The organism is Streptomyces sp. RerS4, from assembly GCF_023515955.1.
Taxonomy (GTDB): Bacteria; Actinomycetota; Actinomycetes; order Streptomycetales; family Streptomycetaceae; genus Streptomyces.
Map to the genome: position 1 here is coordinate 3,937,142 of NZ_CP097322.1, position 17,990 is coordinate 3,955,131.

At 72.3% G+C, this 17,990-nt stretch carries 21 protein-coding genes; 15 read left to right on the plus strand and 6 right to left on the minus strand.

Going from position 1 to position 17,990, the window contains the following annotated elements; translation table 11 throughout:
• Position 1: 1 nt before the first annotated feature.
• Positions 2–871 carry a phosphatidylinositol-specific phospholipase C gene (locus tag M4D82_RS18235; RefSeq protein WP_249771924.1) on the plus strand — a complete coding sequence of 290 codons (870 nt, stop codon included), beginning with the start codon at positions 2–4 and terminating at the stop codon, positions 869–871.
• Here the strand turns inward: M4D82_RS18235 and M4D82_RS18240 are convergent.
• The 5 genes from M4D82_RS18240 to M4D82_RS18260 all read right to left on the minus strand — a co-directional run bounded on the left by M4D82_RS18240 (position 851) and on the right by M4D82_RS18260 (position 6,427).
• Positions 851–2,290, minus strand: a complete 1,440-nt coding sequence (locus M4D82_RS18240) for a sensor histidine kinase (RefSeq protein WP_249767052.1) — start codon at positions 2,288–2,290, stop codon at positions 851–853. The genes M4D82_RS18235 and M4D82_RS18240 overlap by 21 nt on opposite strands.
• Positions 2,287–3,021 (minus strand): response regulator transcription factor, encoded by a 735-nt coding sequence (locus M4D82_RS18245; protein WP_249767053.1) that lies wholly within the window; start codon positions 3,019–3,021, stop codon positions 2,287–2,289. Before M4D82_RS18245 ends, M4D82_RS18240 begins: the two co-directional genes overlap by 4 nt.
• 50 nt (positions 3,022–3,071) lie before the next feature.
• The gene (locus M4D82_RS18250; RefSeq protein ID WP_249767054.1) at positions 3,072–4,244 is read right to left on the minus strand and encodes a S1C family serine protease; all 1,173 of its coding nucleotides are present in this window, start codon (positions 4,242–4,244) and stop codon (positions 3,072–3,074) included.
• Between the two features lie 332 nt (positions 4,245–4,576).
• Positions 4,577–5,599 carry a LacI family DNA-binding transcriptional regulator gene (locus tag M4D82_RS18255; RefSeq protein ID WP_249767055.1) on the minus strand — a complete coding sequence of 341 codons (1,023 nt, stop codon included), beginning with the start codon at positions 5,597–5,599 and terminating at the stop codon, positions 4,577–4,579.
• 24 nt (positions 5,600–5,623) lie between these two features.
• Entirely contained in the window at positions 5,624–6,427 is an 804-nt protein-coding gene (locus M4D82_RS18260; RefSeq protein WP_249767056.1) for a response regulator transcription factor, read from the minus strand.
• 482 nt (positions 6,428–6,909) lie between these two features.
• Between M4D82_RS18260 and M4D82_RS18265 the strand changes: the two genes are divergently transcribed.
• From M4D82_RS18265 to ygfZ, 13 genes are all read left to right on the plus strand, one after another.
• Positions 6,910–7,164: a MoaD/ThiS family protein gene (locus M4D82_RS18265; protein WP_249767057.1), complete on the plus strand. Its 255-nt coding sequence runs from the start codon at positions 6,910–6,912 to the stop codon at positions 7,162–7,164.
• A gap of 10 nt (positions 7,165–7,174) precedes the next feature.
• On the plus strand, positions 7,175–8,830 hold the full coding sequence (locus M4D82_RS18270; protein WP_249767058.1) for a hypothetical protein: 1,656 nt from the start codon (positions 7,175–7,177) through the stop codon (positions 8,828–8,830).
• A gap of 82 nt (positions 8,831–8,912) precedes the next feature.
• A complete protein-coding gene (locus M4D82_RS18275; RefSeq protein WP_249767059.1) occupies positions 8,913–9,626 on the plus strand; it encodes an LmeA family phospholipid-binding protein in 714 nt (237 codons plus the stop codon).
• A gap of 162 nt (positions 9,627–9,788) precedes the next feature.
• Positions 9,789–9,872 (plus strand): putative leader peptide, encoded by an 84-nt coding sequence (locus M4D82_RS34615; RefSeq protein ID WP_350206375.1) that lies wholly within the window; start codon positions 9,789–9,791, stop codon positions 9,870–9,872.
• 212 nt (positions 9,873–10,084) lie between these two features.
• Positions 10,085–10,933 carry a sulfurtransferase gene (locus tag M4D82_RS18280; RefSeq protein WP_249767060.1) on the plus strand — a complete coding sequence of 283 codons (849 nt, stop codon included), beginning with the start codon at positions 10,085–10,087 and terminating at the stop codon, positions 10,931–10,933.
• Positions 10,934–10,991: 58 nt separating this feature from the next.
• A complete protein-coding gene (locus tag M4D82_RS18285) occupies positions 10,992–11,282 on the plus strand; it encodes a DUF1416 domain-containing protein (protein WP_007265476.1) in 291 nt (96 codons plus the stop codon).
• Between the two features lie 83 nt (positions 11,283–11,365).
• A complete protein-coding gene (locus M4D82_RS18290) occupies positions 11,366–11,725 on the plus strand; it encodes a DUF3099 domain-containing protein (RefSeq protein ID WP_502989075.1) in 360 nt (119 codons plus the stop codon).
• 97 nt (positions 11,726–11,822) lie between these two features.
• Complete coding sequence (locus M4D82_RS18295; protein ID WP_249767062.1) at positions 11,823–12,578, plus strand: hypothetical protein; 756 nt, start codon at positions 11,823–11,825, stop codon at positions 12,576–12,578.
• A complete protein-coding gene (locus tag M4D82_RS18300; RefSeq protein WP_249767063.1) occupies positions 12,575–13,417 on the plus strand; it encodes a hypothetical protein in 843 nt (280 codons plus the stop codon). Before M4D82_RS18295 ends, M4D82_RS18300 begins: the two co-directional genes overlap by 4 nt.
• Positions 13,414–14,238 carry a hypothetical protein gene (locus M4D82_RS18305; RefSeq protein ID WP_249767064.1) on the plus strand — a complete coding sequence of 275 codons (825 nt, stop codon included), beginning with the start codon at positions 13,414–13,416 and terminating at the stop codon, positions 14,236–14,238. Before M4D82_RS18300 ends, M4D82_RS18305 begins: the two co-directional genes overlap by 4 nt.
• Positions 14,239–14,514: 276 nt before the next feature.
• Positions 14,515–15,087 (plus strand): heme-binding beta-barrel domain-containing protein, encoded by a 573-nt coding sequence (locus M4D82_RS18310; protein ID WP_249767065.1) that lies wholly within the window; start codon positions 14,515–14,517, stop codon positions 15,085–15,087.
• Between the two features lie 80 nt (positions 15,088–15,167).
• Entirely contained in the window at positions 15,168–15,656 is a 489-nt protein-coding gene (locus M4D82_RS18315) for a Fur family transcriptional regulator (RefSeq protein ID WP_249767066.1), read from the plus strand.
• A 67-nt stretch (positions 15,657–15,723) separates the two neighbouring features.
• Complete coding sequence (ygfZ, locus tag M4D82_RS18320) at positions 15,724–16,692, plus strand: CAF17-like 4Fe-4S cluster assembly/insertion protein YgfZ (RefSeq protein WP_249767067.1); 969 nt, start codon at positions 15,724–15,726, stop codon at positions 16,690–16,692.
• A gap of 20 nt (positions 16,693–16,712) precedes the next feature.
• Here ygfZ and dtd read toward each other — a convergent pair whose 3' ends face one another.
• Positions 16,713–17,138: a D-aminoacyl-tRNA deacylase gene (gene dtd / locus M4D82_RS18325; RefSeq protein ID WP_249767068.1), complete on the minus strand. Its 426-nt coding sequence runs from the start codon at positions 17,136–17,138 to the stop codon at positions 16,713–16,715.
• 134 nt (positions 17,139–17,272) lie between these two features.
• Here dtd and M4D82_RS18330 point away from each other — a divergent pair, with 134 nt between their 5' ends.
• A complete protein-coding gene (locus M4D82_RS18330; RefSeq protein ID WP_249767069.1) occupies positions 17,273–17,911 on the plus strand; it encodes an RsiG family protein in 639 nt (212 codons plus the stop codon).
• Positions 17,912–17,990: the final 79 nt, after the last annotated feature.

The following is a 17,990-nucleotide window of genomic DNA, read 5'->3' on the forward strand; positions in this document are numbered from 1 at the left end:
CATGGACAGACGCGCGTTTCTGGTCGGGGCGACGGCGGCGGGCGCGGGCCTGCTGCCCTCGGTGGCGACGGCGGCCCCGGCTTCCGCGCGGACCCTCACCACCCGGGACTGGATGGCCGGCCTCGCCGACTCCACCGCCCTGAGCCGGATGACCATCCCCGGCACCCACGACTCCGGAGCCCGCCACGGCGGGCTCTACGTCGCCTGCCAGAACACCTCGATCGCCGAGCAGCTCGACTCCGGCATCCGCTTCCTCGACGTCCGCTGCCGGGTGACGGGCGGCTCGTTCGCCATCCACCACGGCGCGTTCTACCAGAACCTGATGTTCGGCGACGTCCTCGTCGCCTGCTGGAACTTCCTCGCCGCGCACCCTGCCGAGACCGTGCTGATGCGCCTCAAGCAGGAGTACTCCGAGGAAGGCGACGCCACCTTCCGCGCCGTCTTCGACGACTACCTCGACCACCGCGGCTGGCGTCCGCTCTTCCGCATCGCCGACACCCTGCCCACCCTCGGCCAGGCGCGCGGCAAGGTGGTCCTGCTCGCCGACAACGGCGGTCTGCCGGGCCTGCGCTACGGCGACGGCGACGTCTTCGACATCCAGGACGACTGGAACGCCGAGCCCTTCGCCAAGCGCGGCAGGATCGAGAACCACTTCCGCCGCGCCGTCCAGCAGCCCGGCAAGCTGTTCGTGAACTACGTCAGCACGGCCGCCTACATGCCGCCCCGGTGGAACTCCGACCGCCTGAACCCGCAGGCGCACTCCTTCGTCGACGGCGCGGAGATGGCCGGCCGCACCGGGCTCGGGATCGTCCCGATGGACTTCCCCAACACCCGCTCCGGCCTGGTCACCTCACTGATCCGGCACAACTGACGGATCCGACGGCGGCGGCGTCGGCGCCCCCGGGATGCGCAGCACCGCCTCGGTGCCGCCGCCCCCGTCGGCGGGCGCCCGCAGGGCGGCGGTGCCGCCCGCGCGGGTCGCCGTACGGGCCACGATGGACAGGCCCAGGCCGCTGCCGGGCAGGGCGCGGGCCGACGGGGAGCGCCAGAAGCGCTCGAAGACGTGCGGCAGGTCGTCGGCCGGGACGCCCGGCCCGTGGTCGCGCACGGTCAGCTCGCCGGCGCGCAGCGAGACCTCGACGGCGCCGCCCGGCGGGCTGAACTTCACCGCGTTGTCGAGGACGTTGACCACCGCCCGCTCCAGCGCCGCCGCCTCGCCCCGCACGTACCAGGGCTCCAGCTCCGAGGTGAAGAGGAGCTCCGGACCGCGCAGCCGGGCCCGCGACAGCGCGGACGCGGTGATCTCGTGCAGGGCCACCACCCCGAGCGGCCCGTGCGGGGCGGCGTCCGGCCGGGACAGCTCCTGGAGGTCCCCGATCAGCGAGGCCAGCTCCGTCATCTGCGCCTTGACGGAGTCCAGCAACTCCCGGCGGTCCTCGGGCGGGATGGCCCGGCCCGTGTCCTCGCTGCGCGCCAACAGCTCGATGTTGGTGCGCAGCGACGTGAGCGGGGTGCGCAGCTCGTGCCCGGCGTCCGCGATCAGCTGGGCCTGGCGCTCCTGCGAGGAGGCGAGGGCCGCCGTCATCGAGTTGAACGACCGCGACAGGCGGGCGATCTCGTCGTCGCCCTCCTCGGGGATGCGGACGGTGAGGTCCTCGGTCCGGGCGATGTGCTCCACCACTTCGGTGAGTTCGTCGACGGGCTTCAGCCCCGTACGGGCCACCCACAGCCCGGCCGCGCCCGCGCCGACCACGCCGACGCCGGACACCAGCAGCAGCACCCAGGCCAGGGTCGACAGCGGCTTCTCGACGTCGGCGAGGGGCTTGGCGATGGAGATCGCGAAGACCGGGCCGCCCGAGACGCGGGCGGCCTTGGTGTAGACGCGCATCTCGGTGCCGTCGGCGGCCGTCGCGTCGTAGAGGACCCAGTCGCGCAGGCCCGCCGCGACCTGCCGGTCGATCGGGGCGACGGGCAGGTCGGTGCGGCCGCTGGTCCAACAGTGGGTGCCGTCGGCGCCGACGATCTGCACGGTGGCGTTCAGGTTGTCGGCGATGCCCTCGGCGGGCTGCGCCGTCGGACGGGTGGTGCAGCCCTCGCGCAGGGTGCGCAACACCTGCTCGTTCGGGTTGGTGGCACGCAGCGACTGGTCGAGCTGGTCGCGCAGCTGCGTACGGACCATCACCCACGACACCCCCGCCACGGCCGCCACCGCCACCGCGACGGCCACCGCGACCAGCAGCGCGAGGCGCGAGCGCAGCGGCAGGGCGCGGAATCTGGCGACGGGGCTCACTCGGGGCCGCCGTCGCCCTGACGCAGGACGTAGCCGACCCCGCGCACGGTGTGGACGAGGCGGGGCTCGCCGCCCGCCTCGGTCTTGCGGCGCAGGTACATCACGTAGACGTCCAGGGAATTGGAGCTGGGCTCGAAGTCGAAGCCCCAGACCGTCTTGAGGATCTGCTCGCGGGTCAGCACCTGGCGCGGGTGCGCGAGGAACATCTCCAGCAGGGTGAACTCGGTGCGGGTCAGCTCCACCGGCCGGCCGCCCCGGGTGACCTCGCGGGTGGTGAGGTCCATGCGCAGGTCGGCGAAGGTGAGGGCGTCGGAGTCGGGCGCGCCTGCGGCGGCGGCAGCGGCGTAGGAGCTGCGGCGCAGCAGGGCGCGGACGCGGGCGAACAGCTCGTCCAGCTCGAAGGGCTTGACGAGGTAGTCGTCCGCGCCCGCGTCGAGGCCGGTGACGCGGTCGCCGACGGTGTCGCGGGCGGTCAGCATCAGGATCGGGGTGACGCTGCCGGCCGCGCGCAGCCGGCGGGCCGCCGTCAGCCCGTCCATCCGGGGCATCTGGATGTCCAGGACGATCAGGTCCGGGGCGTACTCCCGCTCCTGGTCGAGGGCGTCGAGCCCGTCGACGGCGGTCCGCGTGCCGTACCCCTCGAAGGCGAGGCTGCGGCGCAGGGCCTCGCGGACGGCCGGCTCGTCGTCGACGACGAGGATGCGCTGCGGGTCGCCTTCGGCGCCATTCATGTCGGTCCCCCCAGGGGTGGTGGTCGGTGCGCGGGGCACGTTCCAGGGTGTCAGAACGAGGCGCCGAAGCCGTTGGGGGCGCTGTCCGTGCCGCTTGAGCCGCCTGTGCCGCTTCCCTTCCGGAGGGAGTCGAGGTCGGCCTTGATGGTGTTGACCGGGATGGCGAAGCCGAGGCCGACGCTGCCGGCGCTCGCGCTGTCACCGGAGGGGGAGTAGATCGCGGACGGCATGCCGACGATCTCGCCCTTCATGTTGACCAGGGCGCCGCCGGAGTTGCCCGGATTGAGGGAGGCGTCCGTCTGGATGGCCTTGTACGAGGTGGTGTTCGAGCCGGTGTCGCCGTTGAACTGCCGCCCGCCGTACGAGAACGGCCACCCGCCGCCGTCCTGCCGCTGACCGCGCTGCTGCTGTCGGTTCTCGGACTTCGGGACGTTCACCTCGCGGTTCAGCGCCGAGACGATGCCGCTGGTGACGGTGCCGGTCAGGCGGTCGGGGGAGCCGATGGCGACGACCTGGTCGCCGACCTTCAGCCGGTCGGAGTCGCCGAGGGTGGCGGCCTTGAGGCCGCTCGCGCCCTGGAGCTTGATCAGGGCCAGGTCCTTGTCGGGGTCGGTGCCGACGATCTTGGCGGGGTACTTCTTGCCGTCGCTCATGGTCACCTGGATCTCGGACGCGCCGTTCACCACGTGGTTGTTGGTGACGATCTCGCCGTCGGCGGTGACCACGAAGCCGGAGCCGGTGCCCTGGCCGCTCTCGGTGCGGGTGTCGATGCGCACGACGGACGGGCTGACCCGCTCGGAGACCCCGGAGACGGTGCCGGTGTCGGACTGCGAGGCGTTGGTGCCGTTGACCCCGCCGCCGGCGGCGCCGTGCGGGGCGAGGAACTGCTGCACGGCGGCGGCCGTTCCGCCGCCGATCAGCGCCGCCGCCAGGGCCACGGCCGCGAGGAGCTTCACGGGGCGCTTGGCGCGGGCCGCGTGCGTCCGTGGGACGGTCTCGCCCCGGATGACCGGCGGTTGGTGCGCCTCGTGCCACCCGGGGGCGACGGGCGGCGTGGCCGGCGGATAGGCGGGCGGGGGCGGATACCCCCCGGCCGCCGGAGCCGGCCCGCCGTCGTGCGTCAACCGGTCACGCCCCCGCTCCCAGTCCTCCCCGAAGGGCGGGTGCTGGGCCGGGCGGTTCTCCTGGGGGTACTCGCCTTCGCGGCGGAAGCTGTCGGTCATGTCTGCGACTCTGAGCCCGGATCATGAGAGCTTCCTGAGTCCCCCCTGAGAACCCCGACAGAACCGCGTATGCCCGACATGAACCCGCCGCCCGACCCCCGCCCGGCGCCGCCCGCCGGACCAGACGCAGCCAAACCCAGCCCCGCCGGCGTTTGAGGCGCGGGGTCCGGGGCGGAGCCCCAGGGAACGGGCGAAGGGCGGGCAGGGGACAGCCCCGCGCAGCGGCCCACCGACCCCGCCCCGGGGCCGACGGACGGAGTCCGGCGCGGCGGCGCGAAGCCGGGGAGGCCGCTTGCGGCCGAGTCGCGCGAGCGGCGCGTCGGAAAGGAGGGTCAGCGGCAGCCGCAGGAGCGGCGGATGACCAGGGCCGACGGGAACTGCTTGAGCCGCTCCCGGCGCGAGCCCGCCACGCGCAGGGCGTCGTCCAGGACGAGGTCCACCGCCGCGCGGGCCATCGCGGGCCGGTCGGAGGCGATCGTCGTCAGCGGCGGGTCCGTCAGGGCGGCTTCCTTGACGTCGTCGAAGCCGGCCACGGCCAGCTCCTCGGGGACGTCGATGCGCAGCTCCCGCGCGGCGCGGAGCACGCCGATGGCCTGGTCGTCCGTCGCGCAGAAGATCGCCGTCGGCCGGTCCGGCTTGGCCAGGACCTCCAGGGCGACCTTGTACGCGTCGTAGCGGTTGTACGGGGCCTCGATGAGCCGGCCCTCCACGGAGCGCCCGGCCTCCAGCATGGCCCGCCGCCAGCCCTCGACGTGGTCGGCGACCGGGTCGCCGACCGAGGGGGTGTTCTCGACGCCGCCGATGCAGGCGACGTACGCGTGTCCGTGTTCCAGCAGGTGACGCGTGGCGAGCTGGGCGCCGCCGATGTCGTCCGTCACGACGGCGACGTCGTCGATGGCCTCGGGCCGCTCGTGCAGCAGCACGATCCGCGCGTCCCAGGCCTCGATCTCGGAGGCGGCCCGCTCGCTCATGCCCTGGCTGACGAGGATCAGCCCCGACACCCGCATCCCGAGGAACGCCCGCAGGTAGTGGACCTCGCGCTCGTCGCGGTAGTCGGAGTTCCCGACCAGGACCATCTTTCCGCGCTCGGCGGCGGCCTGTTCGACCGCGTGCGCCATCTCCGCGAAGAACGGCTGACGGGCATCGGGGACGATCATGCCTATGAGGTCGGTGCGGCGTGACGCCATCGCCTGCGCGACCCGGTCCGGGCGGTAGCCCAGGTCCTTGATCGCGGCGAGGACACGCTCGCGCGTGGCCGGGGCGACCGGCCGGGGTCCGTTGTTGATGACGTAGCTCACGACGGCGGTAGACGTACCCGCAAGTCGTGCAACGTCATCCCGCGTCACCTTGGCCACGCGCGGCAGTCTACGCGGGGTGACCTACCTCTGGGCAGGGTGTTTTGCCGAGTGGATGCTCACAGCCGCTTCCTCCATCCGGGGGAGGCCCCCCGCCCGCCCCGGGCCCCGCTCGGCGGCGGCCCGCTCGGCGGCCTCGGCGGCCGCGCGCTCCACCTTCTCCGGGGTGACGAAGCGGTAGCCGACGTTGCGGACCGTACCGATCAGCGACTCGTGCTCGGGGCCGAGCTTGGCCCGCAGCCGTCGTACGTGCACGTCGACCGTCCGGGTGCCGCCGAAGTAGTCGTAGCCCCACACCTCCTGGAGGAGCTGGGCGCGCGTGAAGACCCGGCCCGGGTGCTGGGCGAGGTACTTCAGCAGCTCGAACTCCTTGAAGGTCAGGTCCAGGACCCGCCCCTTCAGCTTCGCGCTGTACGTCGCCTCGTCGACCGACAGGTCGCCGTTGCGGATCTCCATCGGGGAGTCGTCCGTGCCGAGCTGCCGGCGACCGGTCGCGAGCCGCAGCCGCGCCTCGACCTCGGCCGGACCGGCCGTGTCGAGCAGGACGTCGTCGATGCCCCAGTCGGCGGTGACGGCGGCGAGACCGCCCTCGGTGACCACGAGGATCAGCGGACAGCCCGGCCCCGTGGAGCGCAGCAGCTGGCACAGCGACCGCACCTGCGGCAGGTCGCGGCGGCCGTCGACGAGGATCACGTCGGCGCCGGGGGTGTCCACGAGGGCCGGGCCCTCGGCGGGTGCGACCCGCACGTTGTGGAGCAGCAGTCCGAGGGCGGGCAGCACCTCGGTCGACGGCTGCAGGGCATTGGTCAGGAGCAGGAGGGAGCTCATGCCCGACCACCTGCCCGGGTCGGGTGGTCATGCGCCTGCGCGGTTCGCGGGTCCATCACGTCGGTTCCTCCTCGGTCCCGTCGAGGACGTGCGTGGTACTGCTTCGTACGACTGCCCGGCGCCCCGTCCCGCCCCGCGCCCTGGGGCCGCGGTGGGGTGCCGCTCTGCTCGATCCGTTCAACGTTCGCGGCCCGTTCAACGTGCTGAAAGCACAAAAGGACCCGGGGGCCACATTGCCCGGATCCTCTACGCCGCCAGAATAGCCCACCGCCCCTTTCGGCACCGAGGGCTCCGGGAAGCCCGTTCTGTGGTGCGCGCCACGCCCCTGGCCTGCGTATGCCCCGGTTTCACCGTATCGGCGGCCCGCCGACCGGGACGAGCGGGTCGTTCGGGCGCACGCGGGGCGCGTGGACGCACACCGGAGTGGAGCGCCGGAGGGGTCATCATGGAGGCCGGTAGAGAGCCGACTGATAGGAGCTGCAGTGGCAACCGGAACCATCCGCTACTGGGCGGCGGCCAAAGCCGCGGCCAAGACTGCGGAGGAGCCGTACTCGGCGCACACACTGGCCGAGGCGCTCGACGCCGTGCGGGAAGCCCACCCCGGGGAGCTGACCCGGGTCCTGCAGCGCTGCTCCTTCCTGGTGAACGACGAGCCCGTGGGCAAGCGCGCCCATGACGCCGTGCTGCTGACCGAGGGGGGCACCGTCGAGGTGCTCCCGCCGTTCGCGGGCGGGTGAGCGGGAACCGATGAGCACTCCGGAAGAGCAGTCCCCGTCCCCGTCGCAATCCCAGTCCCCGCCTCCGGCGCAGCCGCCGGAGGACCCGTACGGGACCCAGACCTGGTCCTCCCACACCTGGGACACCAGCTACCAGCCGGTGCACCCGCCGCTGGGCGCCGTCCCGGGGCAGGCCGCGCCGCCGGCGCCGGAGGCCTGGTTCCGGGACGAGGTCGCGCAGCAGCAGCCGGTGCAGCAGCCGGTGCAGCAGTCCGGGTGGCCCCAGGCGGGCACGCCGTGGCCGCAGCCGCAGGGTGACGCCGTGGCCGCCGCCGAGACGGCGTACCTGCCGCCGGTCCCGGCGCAGCAGCAGCCGCAGCAGCAGCCGGTGGCGCCGGACGGCTGGTTCCGCGACGAGGCCCCGCAGCCGCAGCAGCCTGTGCACCAGCAGCAGCAGCCCGCCTGGCCCCAGGCCGCCGCGCCGTGGCCGCAGCAGGGCGACCCCTCGGCCGCCGCCGAGACCGCGTACCTGCCGCCCGTACGGGACGACGCCGCCGCCGAGCAGACGGCGTACCTCCCGCCGGTGCCCGCGCAGGAGCAGCACAGGCAGGGCATGGCCCCGGACGGCTGGTTCCGCGACGAGGCTCCGCAGCCGGCTTCCGCCGCCGCCGAGACGGCGTACCTCCCGCCGGTGCGGGACGTCCCCGCCGAGCAGACGGCGTACCTCCCGCCGGTGCGGGACGTCCCCGCCGAGCAGACGGCGTACCTCCCGCCCGTGCGCGACGTCCCCGCCGAGCAGACGGCGTACCTCCCGCCGGTGCGGGACATCCCGGCCGAGCAGACCGCGTACCTGCCGCCCGTACGGGACGAGGCCCCCGCGGCCGATCCCGCCGCGTACTCGCCGCCCACCCTGGGCGGCAACACCGTGCGCGCCGTCGACCCCGCGCAGGCCCGCGCCGAGGGCCGCTCGCCGATCATCGACCCCGGTCCGCAGTCGGCCATACTGACCGCCGCCCTGGGTCTGCTGATGGCCGTGGCCGCGTTCTTCGGGCAGTACGCCCTGCTGCTCCCCTTGATCGCCCTCCAGGGCCTCACCGCCGCCGGCTGGTTCCGCCTCAACGGCATGTGGCCCGCCCGTCAGGGCATCGCCCTCGCCTTCGCCGGAGCCCTCGTCGCCGACGCGGCGGTGCTCGCGGTGGACCGTACGTACGGGCCCGGCGCGATCATCGGCACCCTCGGGGCCTGGGTGCTGCTCACGCTGGTGCTCCAGCTGCGCAGCCACGCCGACCCCGACGAGCGGATGTACGGGCTGATGGCCTCCGTCGCCTCGGCGGCGCTCGCCATCATCTGCGCGGGCTTCCTGGCGGCCGACTCCGAGGCCGTCACCGTGGGCGCGGTCGCCGTCGCGGTCGCCGTCTTCACCCGGGCCCTGCCGCTGCCGACGCCCGTCTCCGTGGCCGTCTCGCTGGCCGCCGCGGCCGGTGCCGGCATCGCGGTCGGCGGGATGACCGGGGTGGGCGTGGGCGGCGCGCTGCTCGGGCTCGCCGCCGGCGTCTGCGCGCTGATCGGGCTGCGCGTGGCGGCGTACGACTATCCGTCCAAGTTTGTCCACATGACGGCCGGTGTCGCGCTGCCGCTGGCCGTCGCCGCTCCGGCCGTGTACCTGATCGGGCGGGTGGTCGGCTGACGCCGGCCCCGGCCTGACGGGGCTCCGACGGGTGGGCATGGTCCACTGGGACGCACGTACCGACTAGTAGGGGGAGGGGAACGTGCGGTTTCTGCGCGTCGTCGTGATCATCGCAGTGGTGCTGGGCGCCCTGTTCGTGGGGGTGGACCGCTGGGCGGTCGGCTATGCCGAGAACCGGCTGGCCGACCGCCTCCAGTCCCGGCAGGGGCTCGCGGGCAGCGCCGAGGTGGAGATACACGGCTTCCCCTTCCTCACGCAGGCCATCGGTCACGAGCTGGACCGGGTGGATCTGAAGCTCCAGGGCATCGACGCCCAAGCCGACGGCCGCAAGGCGCGCCTCACGCGGCTCGACGCCGGCTTCCACGAGGTGAAGCTGAACGCGGACTACACGGGCGGCACCGCCCGCCGCGCCGAGGGCAACGCGCTGATCTCCTACGAGGACCTCACCAAGGCCTCCGAGAGCGGCGTGGTCCTCACCTACGGCGGGGCGCCGGGCAAGGTGAAGGTGACCGCGACGTTCGACTTCCTGGGCAAGAGCATCACCAAGAGCGTCGTGTCGACCGTCACGCTCGTGGAGGGCAAGGGCGGCGGCAAGCTGGTCCGCGTACGGGCGGACTCCGTGCCCGGCGAGGGCCTGCCGGGGATCGAATCGGCCATCCGCAAGCGGACCGACTTCGACCGCCGCCTCGACGCGGGCCTGCCGACCGGGCTCCAGCTGTCGACACTGACCTCGGACGACAGCGGCGTCCACCTCACGCTCAGCGGTACGGACGTGTCCCTGGCCGCCGGATCGTGAGACGGCATGGTCCGCTCCGCAGATGAACGGGCCGCACGAACAGCCCCGGAAGGCCGCGAGGCGGCCGCCCGGGGCTTCCTCATCCCGCCATCCGGACGATCCTGTCTCGAAATATGACACACCGGTGACAGGGCGGTCGATTCCTCCCTACGATCCATGGCTATGAAGCATCAGCAGGCGGACCTCACGAAGCGGCGGGCAGTAGACCTGTGTCGCGTCGCCGCCATGCTCTGTCGCTCCATGTGAGAGGTGTGAGCCTTCCGCTCCACCGGCCGGACCGACGGCCTCAGTTCCTCATCCGCGTGATCGCACCGACCGCACCTGCCTCCTGCCCCTGACGCCTCCCCGCGCACGGCCCGGAGCGCCATCCGCAAGGGCGCGCACGCACACCGCACCACGCAAGCCCCGCAGCGCAGCACCAGCACAGCCCGCCGCACACTGCCCCGGAGGAGAACACCATGAGCCGCAGCGACGTCCTCGTAGACGCCGACTGGGTCGAGGCCCACCTGAACGACGCCAACGTCGTCATCGTCGAGGTGGACGAGGACACGTCCGCGTACGACAAGAACCACATCACCAACGCCGTCCGGATCGACTGGAAGCAGGACCTCCAGGACCCGGTCCGCCGCGACTTCGTGGACCAGGAGGGCTTCGAGAAGCTGCTCTCCGCCAAGGGCATCTCCAACGACGACACGGTCGTCCTCTACGGCGGCAACAACAACTGGTTCGCGTCCTACGCCTACTGGTACTTCAAGCTCTACGGCCACCGGGACGTCCGCCTCCTCGACGGCGGCCGCAAGAAGTGGGAGCTCGACTCCCGCGACCTGGTCGACGGCAAGGACGTCCCGAACCGCCCGGCCACCCAGTACAAGGCCCAGCCGCAGGACACCACGATCCGCGCCTTCCGCGACGACGTGGTGGCCGCGATCAACGTCCAGAACCTGGTCGACGTCCGCTCGCCCGACGAGTTCTCCGGCAAGCTGCTCGCCCCGGCGCACCTCCCGCAGGAGCAGTCGCAGCGCCCCGGCCACGTGCCGAGCGCCCGCAACATCCCGTGGTCGAAGAACGCCAACGACGACGGCACCTTCAAGTCCGACGAGGAGCTGACGGCCCTGTACCAGGCCGAGGGCGTCGACCTGGACACGAAGGACACCATCGCCTACTGCCGCATCGGTGAGCGCTCCGCCCTCACGTGGTTCGTGCTGCACGAGCTGCTGGGCCAGGAGAACGTCAAGAACTACGACGGCTCCTGGACCGAGTACGGCTCGCTCGTCGGCGTGCCGATCGAGCTCGGCGCCAACAAGTAGTCCCCGGGCACGCGACGCCCCGTAGGCAGTACGACCTCTCTAGGACAGGACAGAGAACATGTGTGGAGCACAGATCGGCGGGCCCGACCTCGCGACGCTGAAGCCCGGTGAGACCGCCATCCAGGGGCAGGTGACCAAGGACGGCGAGCCCATCAGCGGTTACGTCCGCCTGCTGGACTCGACCGGTGAGTTCACCGCCGAGGTCCCGACCTCCGCGACCGGCCAGTTCCGCTTCTACGCGGCCACCGGTTCCTGGACGCTGCGCGCGCTCGTCCCGGGTGCCCAGGCGGACCGCGCCGTGGTCGTCGCCGAGGCCGGCGGCGTGACGGACGTCGCCATCGCGGTCTGAACCGTCGCGGTCCGAGCCATCGTGCTCCGAGCGACCGCGCGCTGAACCGGCCGAAGGGCCGCACCCCCGGGGGTTGGACGCCACTGGAACGGGGTGCGGCCCTTCGCGCCGTCCGGCTCCGCTTCCGGCGGGGCCGGTCCTACCCTGGAAGCATGTACGCCCGGCGCCGGCGCGCCTACTTCCTGCTGATGGGCGCATGCCTGGTCCTGTTCGTCTCCGCCTGGTCCTTCGTGCGGCTGATCTCGGTCGAGGCGGCGGTGGCGCTGTGCGTCGTCGCGATGGTGATCCCGCCGATCGCCGCGGTGGTCGCGAACCGGCGCGGGCCGGACGACCGGTGGTGGGACGACCCCTCGGGCGACCCGAAGTCCGATGAATGGTGGGACGAACTGGACGGGAAGCGGCGTCCCGGAACGGACGATCCGCCGACGGGTCCGTCTATATAGGAACGTAATAAGGGTGCGTACAACTCCCCCACCGATCAGGCCGTCTTGTGTGTGCGCCGGTAAACGAACCGGCGTACAGGCTTGTGGGGGACCTCTTTTGGAACACGAACAGCGCCCGGATCCCGCGCGTCCGAGCCGCCGGGGTCGTACGACGCTCCTGATCGCCGGCGCCCTCGTACTCGGCGCCCTCGCCGGCACGGTCACCGGCTACGCCGTCCAGTACCACCGCGAGCCCACCCCGCTGCCCCCGCTGGCGCAGCAGAAGCTCGTCACGCCCAAGCCGCTCGCCCCGGACGACGGCACGACGAACAAGTCGATCAACGCCAACCGGCACCACAAGACCGACGACGACCTGGCCGACCTGCTGGTCACGGCGCCGGACGGGGCGAAGGTCGAGGGCAGCGGCTACGAGTTCCTGGGCTTCTTCGCCGCGCACTTCTTCGAGGACCCCCAGTACGCCTTCCCCGACCTGGCGCGCAACCGGATCCGCCGGGTCGCCTCCACGGAGTGGACGCAGGGCGACGGTGGCCGGGTGCTCGTCCAGGTCCGGCTGCTCCAGTTCAACGACCGCTCGGGCGCGGAGGAGTACCTGCTCGGGCAGGCGCAGTACATGCCGGAGAAGAAGTACGCGGGCAACAGCGGCGTGGCCATCCCGGGCCTGCCCGGCGACCTGGGTCACGTGTGGGTGGACTCGCAGGCGCGGGAGAAGCCCGGCTACCACCCCGTCCGCGGGGCACGGGCGCTCGCCCGCCGCGGTGACATCGTCCTGGACATCGGCTACTACGACCGCCGCGGCAAGATCGCGGAGAGCGATGTCATGGACCTGACCAAACGACAGCTGGAGCGACTGTGACCGAGCCCCGCGAAGACATCCCGCCGGTGGCCGAGCCGGTCGCCGTGCCGGTCGAGGCCGCCCCCGACGCCCCCGCCGAAGCCGCCGCCGATGGCGAGCCGGGCGCGCGTACAGGGCGACGTAGGGCTCCCGCGCTGATCGCGGCCGGGGTGGCCGTCGCCGTCCTCGCGGGCGGGGGCGTCTGGGCGCTCGGCGCCCTCCAAGGCGCGGACCGGACGGCGACGACGCGCTACTGGAGCGCCGACGACACCACCACCGCCACCCCCGAGCCGCCGGCGCCCGTCCCGGCCAACGCCCTGTCGGGCAAGCTGCTCCCCGTCCCCGACAGCTTCGCGCTCGGCCCGGACCTGGCCGACGACGGCAACAACTTCTTCGTCTCGGGCGACAGCGCCGTCCAGGGCTTCAAGGACGCCCGCAAGGGCCTGTCGGGCGCCGAGCGCAAGAAGCGCGACGAGGCGCTGGCCGAGCTGAAGCTCAAGGGGCTCGCCGGGCGCAGCTACGCGCGCCCCGACGGCCGGCTGGTCGTGGAGGTCCGCATCATGCAGGCGGACCCGCGGGCCCTGGGCACGTTCTCCGAGGTTTCGAAGAAGCTCATCGAATACATCGGGAAGGACCAGGACGCGCCGAAGGTCGACGGTTTCCCCGACGCCAGGTGCTCCGTCATGGCGCTCGGCGAGGAGAAGAAGGAGTCGATCGAGTCGATCGACTGCGTGGCCGTCGAGGGCGACGTGATGGTCAACTTCCGCGCCTACGGGCCCAAGTCCCTCTCCCGCAACGACGCCACGCAGTTCCTCAAGAACCAGCTGAGCCACCTGAAGTCCCCCGGGGAGTCCGTGTGACCGAGCAGAACACCACCGCGGCCGCCCCGGAGACCCCGGTCCCGGTCGTGCCGGTCGCTCCCAAGGACCGTCGGGTCCTGTTCGCCTTCCTGCGCTGGACGGCGGCGGTGCTCGTCTTCGGGGCCGTCGGCACCGGGGTCGCGTACGGGCTCGTGCGGCCCGAGCGCACCGAGCTCCCCGGCCTGTCCACGAAGGACGACGGCCGCTGGACGTACCCGACCCTCGTCAAGCCCACCCTGCCGCCGGGCGCCGCGCAGCCCTTCGCCGAGGACAACGAGGAGGGCGTCCACTACGCGGGCCTGATCCAGCTGCTGCTGCCCGCGCCGGAGGGCTCCACGCCCGATGCCGGACTCAAGCTGGAGAAGGACCAGAAGGTGTCCGTCGACACCTTCCTGGAGGAGTACGAGTCCACGGTCCGCACGAAGATGAAGGACGGCTTCACCAACGACGGGCTCCGCGAGATCGTCGCCCGCGGCTGGACCATGCCCGACGGCACCCGCACCCGTGTCTACCTGCTGCGTTTCCACTCCTCCGGCTTCGTGGACGCCTTCGAGGGCTGCGGCATCAACATGAACCTGAACGGGGTCAACCGGATAGAGGGCGACAGCGCCTGGAGCAAGGTCAAGAACCTCCAGGAGCCGCCGGACCTGGCGGACGTCTCCCTCTTCACCGAGGCCGCGCCCTACGGGGACGAGCAGCTGGTCGCCGGCTGCGTCAAGGGCGGCGACACCCAGGCGGTGATCTTCCAGAGCCGCAAGGGCCAGGTGGCCTCCGTCCCCTTCCACCAGACGGTGATCCTCCAGGACCAGCTGCTGCACTGAGCCGGGGCCGTCGCCCGATGGGCGGTACGGCCTACCTCACAGAGTGCGCCGGTCCCCGGGCCAGTAGGCTTGGGGACCGGTCCCGTCCACCGCACCGAAACCTCCGAGGAGCACCCCGTGCTTGAGGCAGTCTTCACCTCCCTGCTGGTCCTGGTCTGCGTCGGCGTCCTGGCCTTCACCGGCCTGGCCGTCAAGAAGCTGTACCAGGGTCAGCGCTGAGCGCCGACCGGCCGACCGCCCCGGAACCCCTCCCACAGATCGCCTGAGCAACCAATCATGATCCAGATCCCGTCCGACCTGAACCCCGGCCTCGTCCCCCTGGCCTTCCTCCTCGGTACCTGGGAAGGCGCGGGCGTCTTCGACTTCCCCGGCGAGGAGAAGTGCAACTTCGGCCAGGAAGTCGTCTTCAGCCACGACGGCCGGGACTTCCTGGAGTACACCTCCCACTCCTGGGTGCTCGACGCCGAGGGCAACAAGGTGCGCCCGCTGGAGTCCGAGTCGGGCTACTGGCGCATCGACAAGGACCGCAAGGTCGAGATCGTCATGGTCCGTGACCAGGGCGTCGTCGAGGTCTGGTACGGCGAGCTCGCCGACAAGAAGCCGCAGATCGACCTGGTGACCGACGCCGTCGCGCGGACGGCCGCGTCCGGCCCGTACAGCGGTGGCAAGCGCCTCTACGGGTACGTGAAGAGCGACCTGATGTGGGTCGGCGAGAAGGCCACGCCCGAGGTCGAGCTGCGTCCGTACATGTCGGCCCAGCTCAAGAAGGTCGTCACCCCGGAGGAGATCGCCGACATGGCGCGCAACCTCCCCGAGCTCCCGGAAGACGGCATCGCCTTCTTCCGCTGAGCCGCGAGCATCACCGACGGGGGACCACGGGCAGCCCCGCCCGAGGTCCCCTTCGCGTTCACACCCCCTAGACTGGCCGGGTGGTGACCACCGACTGGAAGACCGACCTGCGGCAGCGCGGTTACCGGCTGACACCGCAGCGTCAACTCGTGCTGGAAGCCGTCGACGCCCTGGAGCACGCGACCCCCGACGAGATCCTCGTCGAGGTGCGCAAGACCGCTTCCGGCGTCAACATCTCCACCGTCTACCGGACCCTGGAGCTGCTGGAGGAGCTGGGCCTGGTCTCGCACGCCCACCTCGGGCACGGGGCCCCCACCTACCACCTCGCCGATCGGCACCACCACATCCACCTCGTGTGCCGCGACTGCACCGAGGTGATCGAGGCGGACGTGGACATCGCCGCCGATTTCACGGCGAAGCTCCGCGACACCTTCGGCTTCGAGACGGACATGAAGCACTTCGCGATCTTCGGCCTGTGCGTCAAGTGCGCCGCGGCGCGCCGGGCGTCCGACGCGGGCACCGGCACTGGCACCGACGCGGGCTCGGGGGCCGGTTCCGCCACCGCGTGAGCACCGCGCCGGCGGTTGTCCACAGGCACCCCCGTCATGATCCGCGCGGGGTCGTACGCTTGGTGGCATGACCAGCAGCCCCTTGCTCCATCTTCCCGGCGCCGTGGCGGCCGAAGGCCGTGACGCGGGCGTCGCCGCCCACTACGGAGAGCTCTACGGCGAACAGCGCGCCCTCGCCGACGGCCGCGGCTTCGTCGACCTCTCGCACCGGGGCGTCGTCGCCGTCAGCGGACCGGACCGGCTGAGCTGGCTGCACCTGCTGCTCACCCAGCACGTCACGGACCTCCCGGCCGGACAGGCCACGGAGGCGCTGATCCTTTCGGCGAACGGGCACATCGAGCACGCCCTCTACCTCGTCGACGACGGCGAGACGGTGTGGGCGCACGTGGAGCCCGGCACGCAGGACGAGCTGATCGCCTACCTGGAGGCGATGAAGTTCTTCTACCGCGTCGAAGTCGCCGACCGGACCGCCGACTTCGCCGTGGTGCACCTTCCGGCCGGCTCCATCGCCGAGGTCGACAAGGGCCTCGTCGTCCGCGAGACCCCCTACGGCCGCGACGTCTTCCTGCCCCGCGCAGGCCTGGAGGCCTTCGCCGCCGGCCACGGCCCCGCCGCCGGAATCCTCGCCTACGAGGCCCTGCGCGTCGAGGCGCACCGGCCGCGCCTGGGCCTGGAGACCGACCACCGCACCATCCCGCACGAGATCGGCCTCATCGGCACGGCCGTCCACCTCCAGAAGGGCTGCTACCGCGGTCAGGAGACGGTGGCCCGCGTCCACAACCTGGGGAAGCCTCCGCGCCGGCTCGTCTTCCTGCACCTGGACGGCTCCGAGGTGCTGCTCCCGGCGCACGGGACGCCCGTACGGCTCGCCACCGACGGGGAGGAGGGGCGCAAACTCGGCTTCGTCACCACCGCCGTGCGCCACCACGAGCTGGGCCCGATCGCGCTCGCGCTGGTCAAGCGGAACGTTCCCGTGGACGCCCCGCTGCTGGTCGGGACGACGGCCGCAGCGCAGGAGGTCGTGGTGGCGCCGTAGCGCCGCGTCGCAGCCTCGCGTCAGACGTCGATGACGATGGTGAACGGGCCGTGGTTGGTCAGCGAGACCCGCATGTCCGCGCCGAACCGGCCCGTCGCCACCGTCGCCCCCAGCGCCCGCAGCTGTGCCACGACCTCCTCGACCAGCGGCTCCGCCACCGGTCCGGGCGCGGCGGCGTTCCAGGTGGGGCGGCGGCCCTTGCGGGCGTCCCCGTAGAGCGTGAACTGCGAGATCACCAGCAGCGGGGCGTCGACGTCGCTACAGGACTTCTCCGCCTCCAGGATCCGCACGGACCACAGCTTGCGCGCCAGCACCGCCGCCTTCTCCGGGGTGTCGTCGTGGGTCACCCCCACCAGCACGCACAGTCCCTCGCCGACGATCTCGCCGACGGTCTCGCCGGCCACGACGACGCTCGCGCCGTCCACCCTCTGCACCACTGCTCGCATACCACCTGTGTACCAGGCGTGCACCCGTCCGGGGCCGAACGGGTGCACCGGGACTGCGTCGGCACCACGGAGAGTGGCACCATGCACGCAGGCGGTGCCCTCAGCACCGGTCGAGGGGACGGACACACACAACGATGAACACTTCTGGTACCTCCGCACCTGCACCCGCTTCACCCGCGTCACCCGCCGCGCCGGCCGATCCGCCGCCCGGCGCCGCGGGACGCCCGCCCGCGCAGCGCACGGGGGAGGCGCCGGGACCGACCACCCCGGCGGCCGCCACCGTCACCGCCGTCGCGATCACCACGGCGACCACGCTCGGCCTGCCCGAGTTGCGCGCGATGCGCCGCGACGCGCAGCGCGACGAGGCCGACCTGAGCTACGTACGCAGACTCCTCCAGGGCCGCATCGACATCCTGCGGGCCGAGCTGGCCCGCCGGACGGACCCCGAGGCGCCGGTGGTGGACCGGCTCTCGGAGATCCTCGCCGACGCCCCGTCCCGCCGGAGCGCCTCCGCCCGGCACGTCACGCTCGGCACCCCGCACAACGAGGAGTTCCGGCTGCTGGCGGCGGAGATGCTGTCCGACGTGGAACTGTCCGACCTGGACGCCCGTACGGACGCCGAACTGCACGACGCGATGGCCCGGTTGGTCGGTTACGAGCAGCAGGTCTCGCGGCGCCGCCAGCAACTCCAGCGCATGGCGGACGACTCCAGCGCGGAGATCACCCGCCGCTACCGGGAGGGCGAGGCGCAGGTCGACGACCTGCTGGCGTAGAGGCAGCAGAGGCAGTAGAGGTTGGTGACGGGCGGAAAATCGGGAGACCCGGACAGGTCGGGCGGTTAGCCTGGCGCGA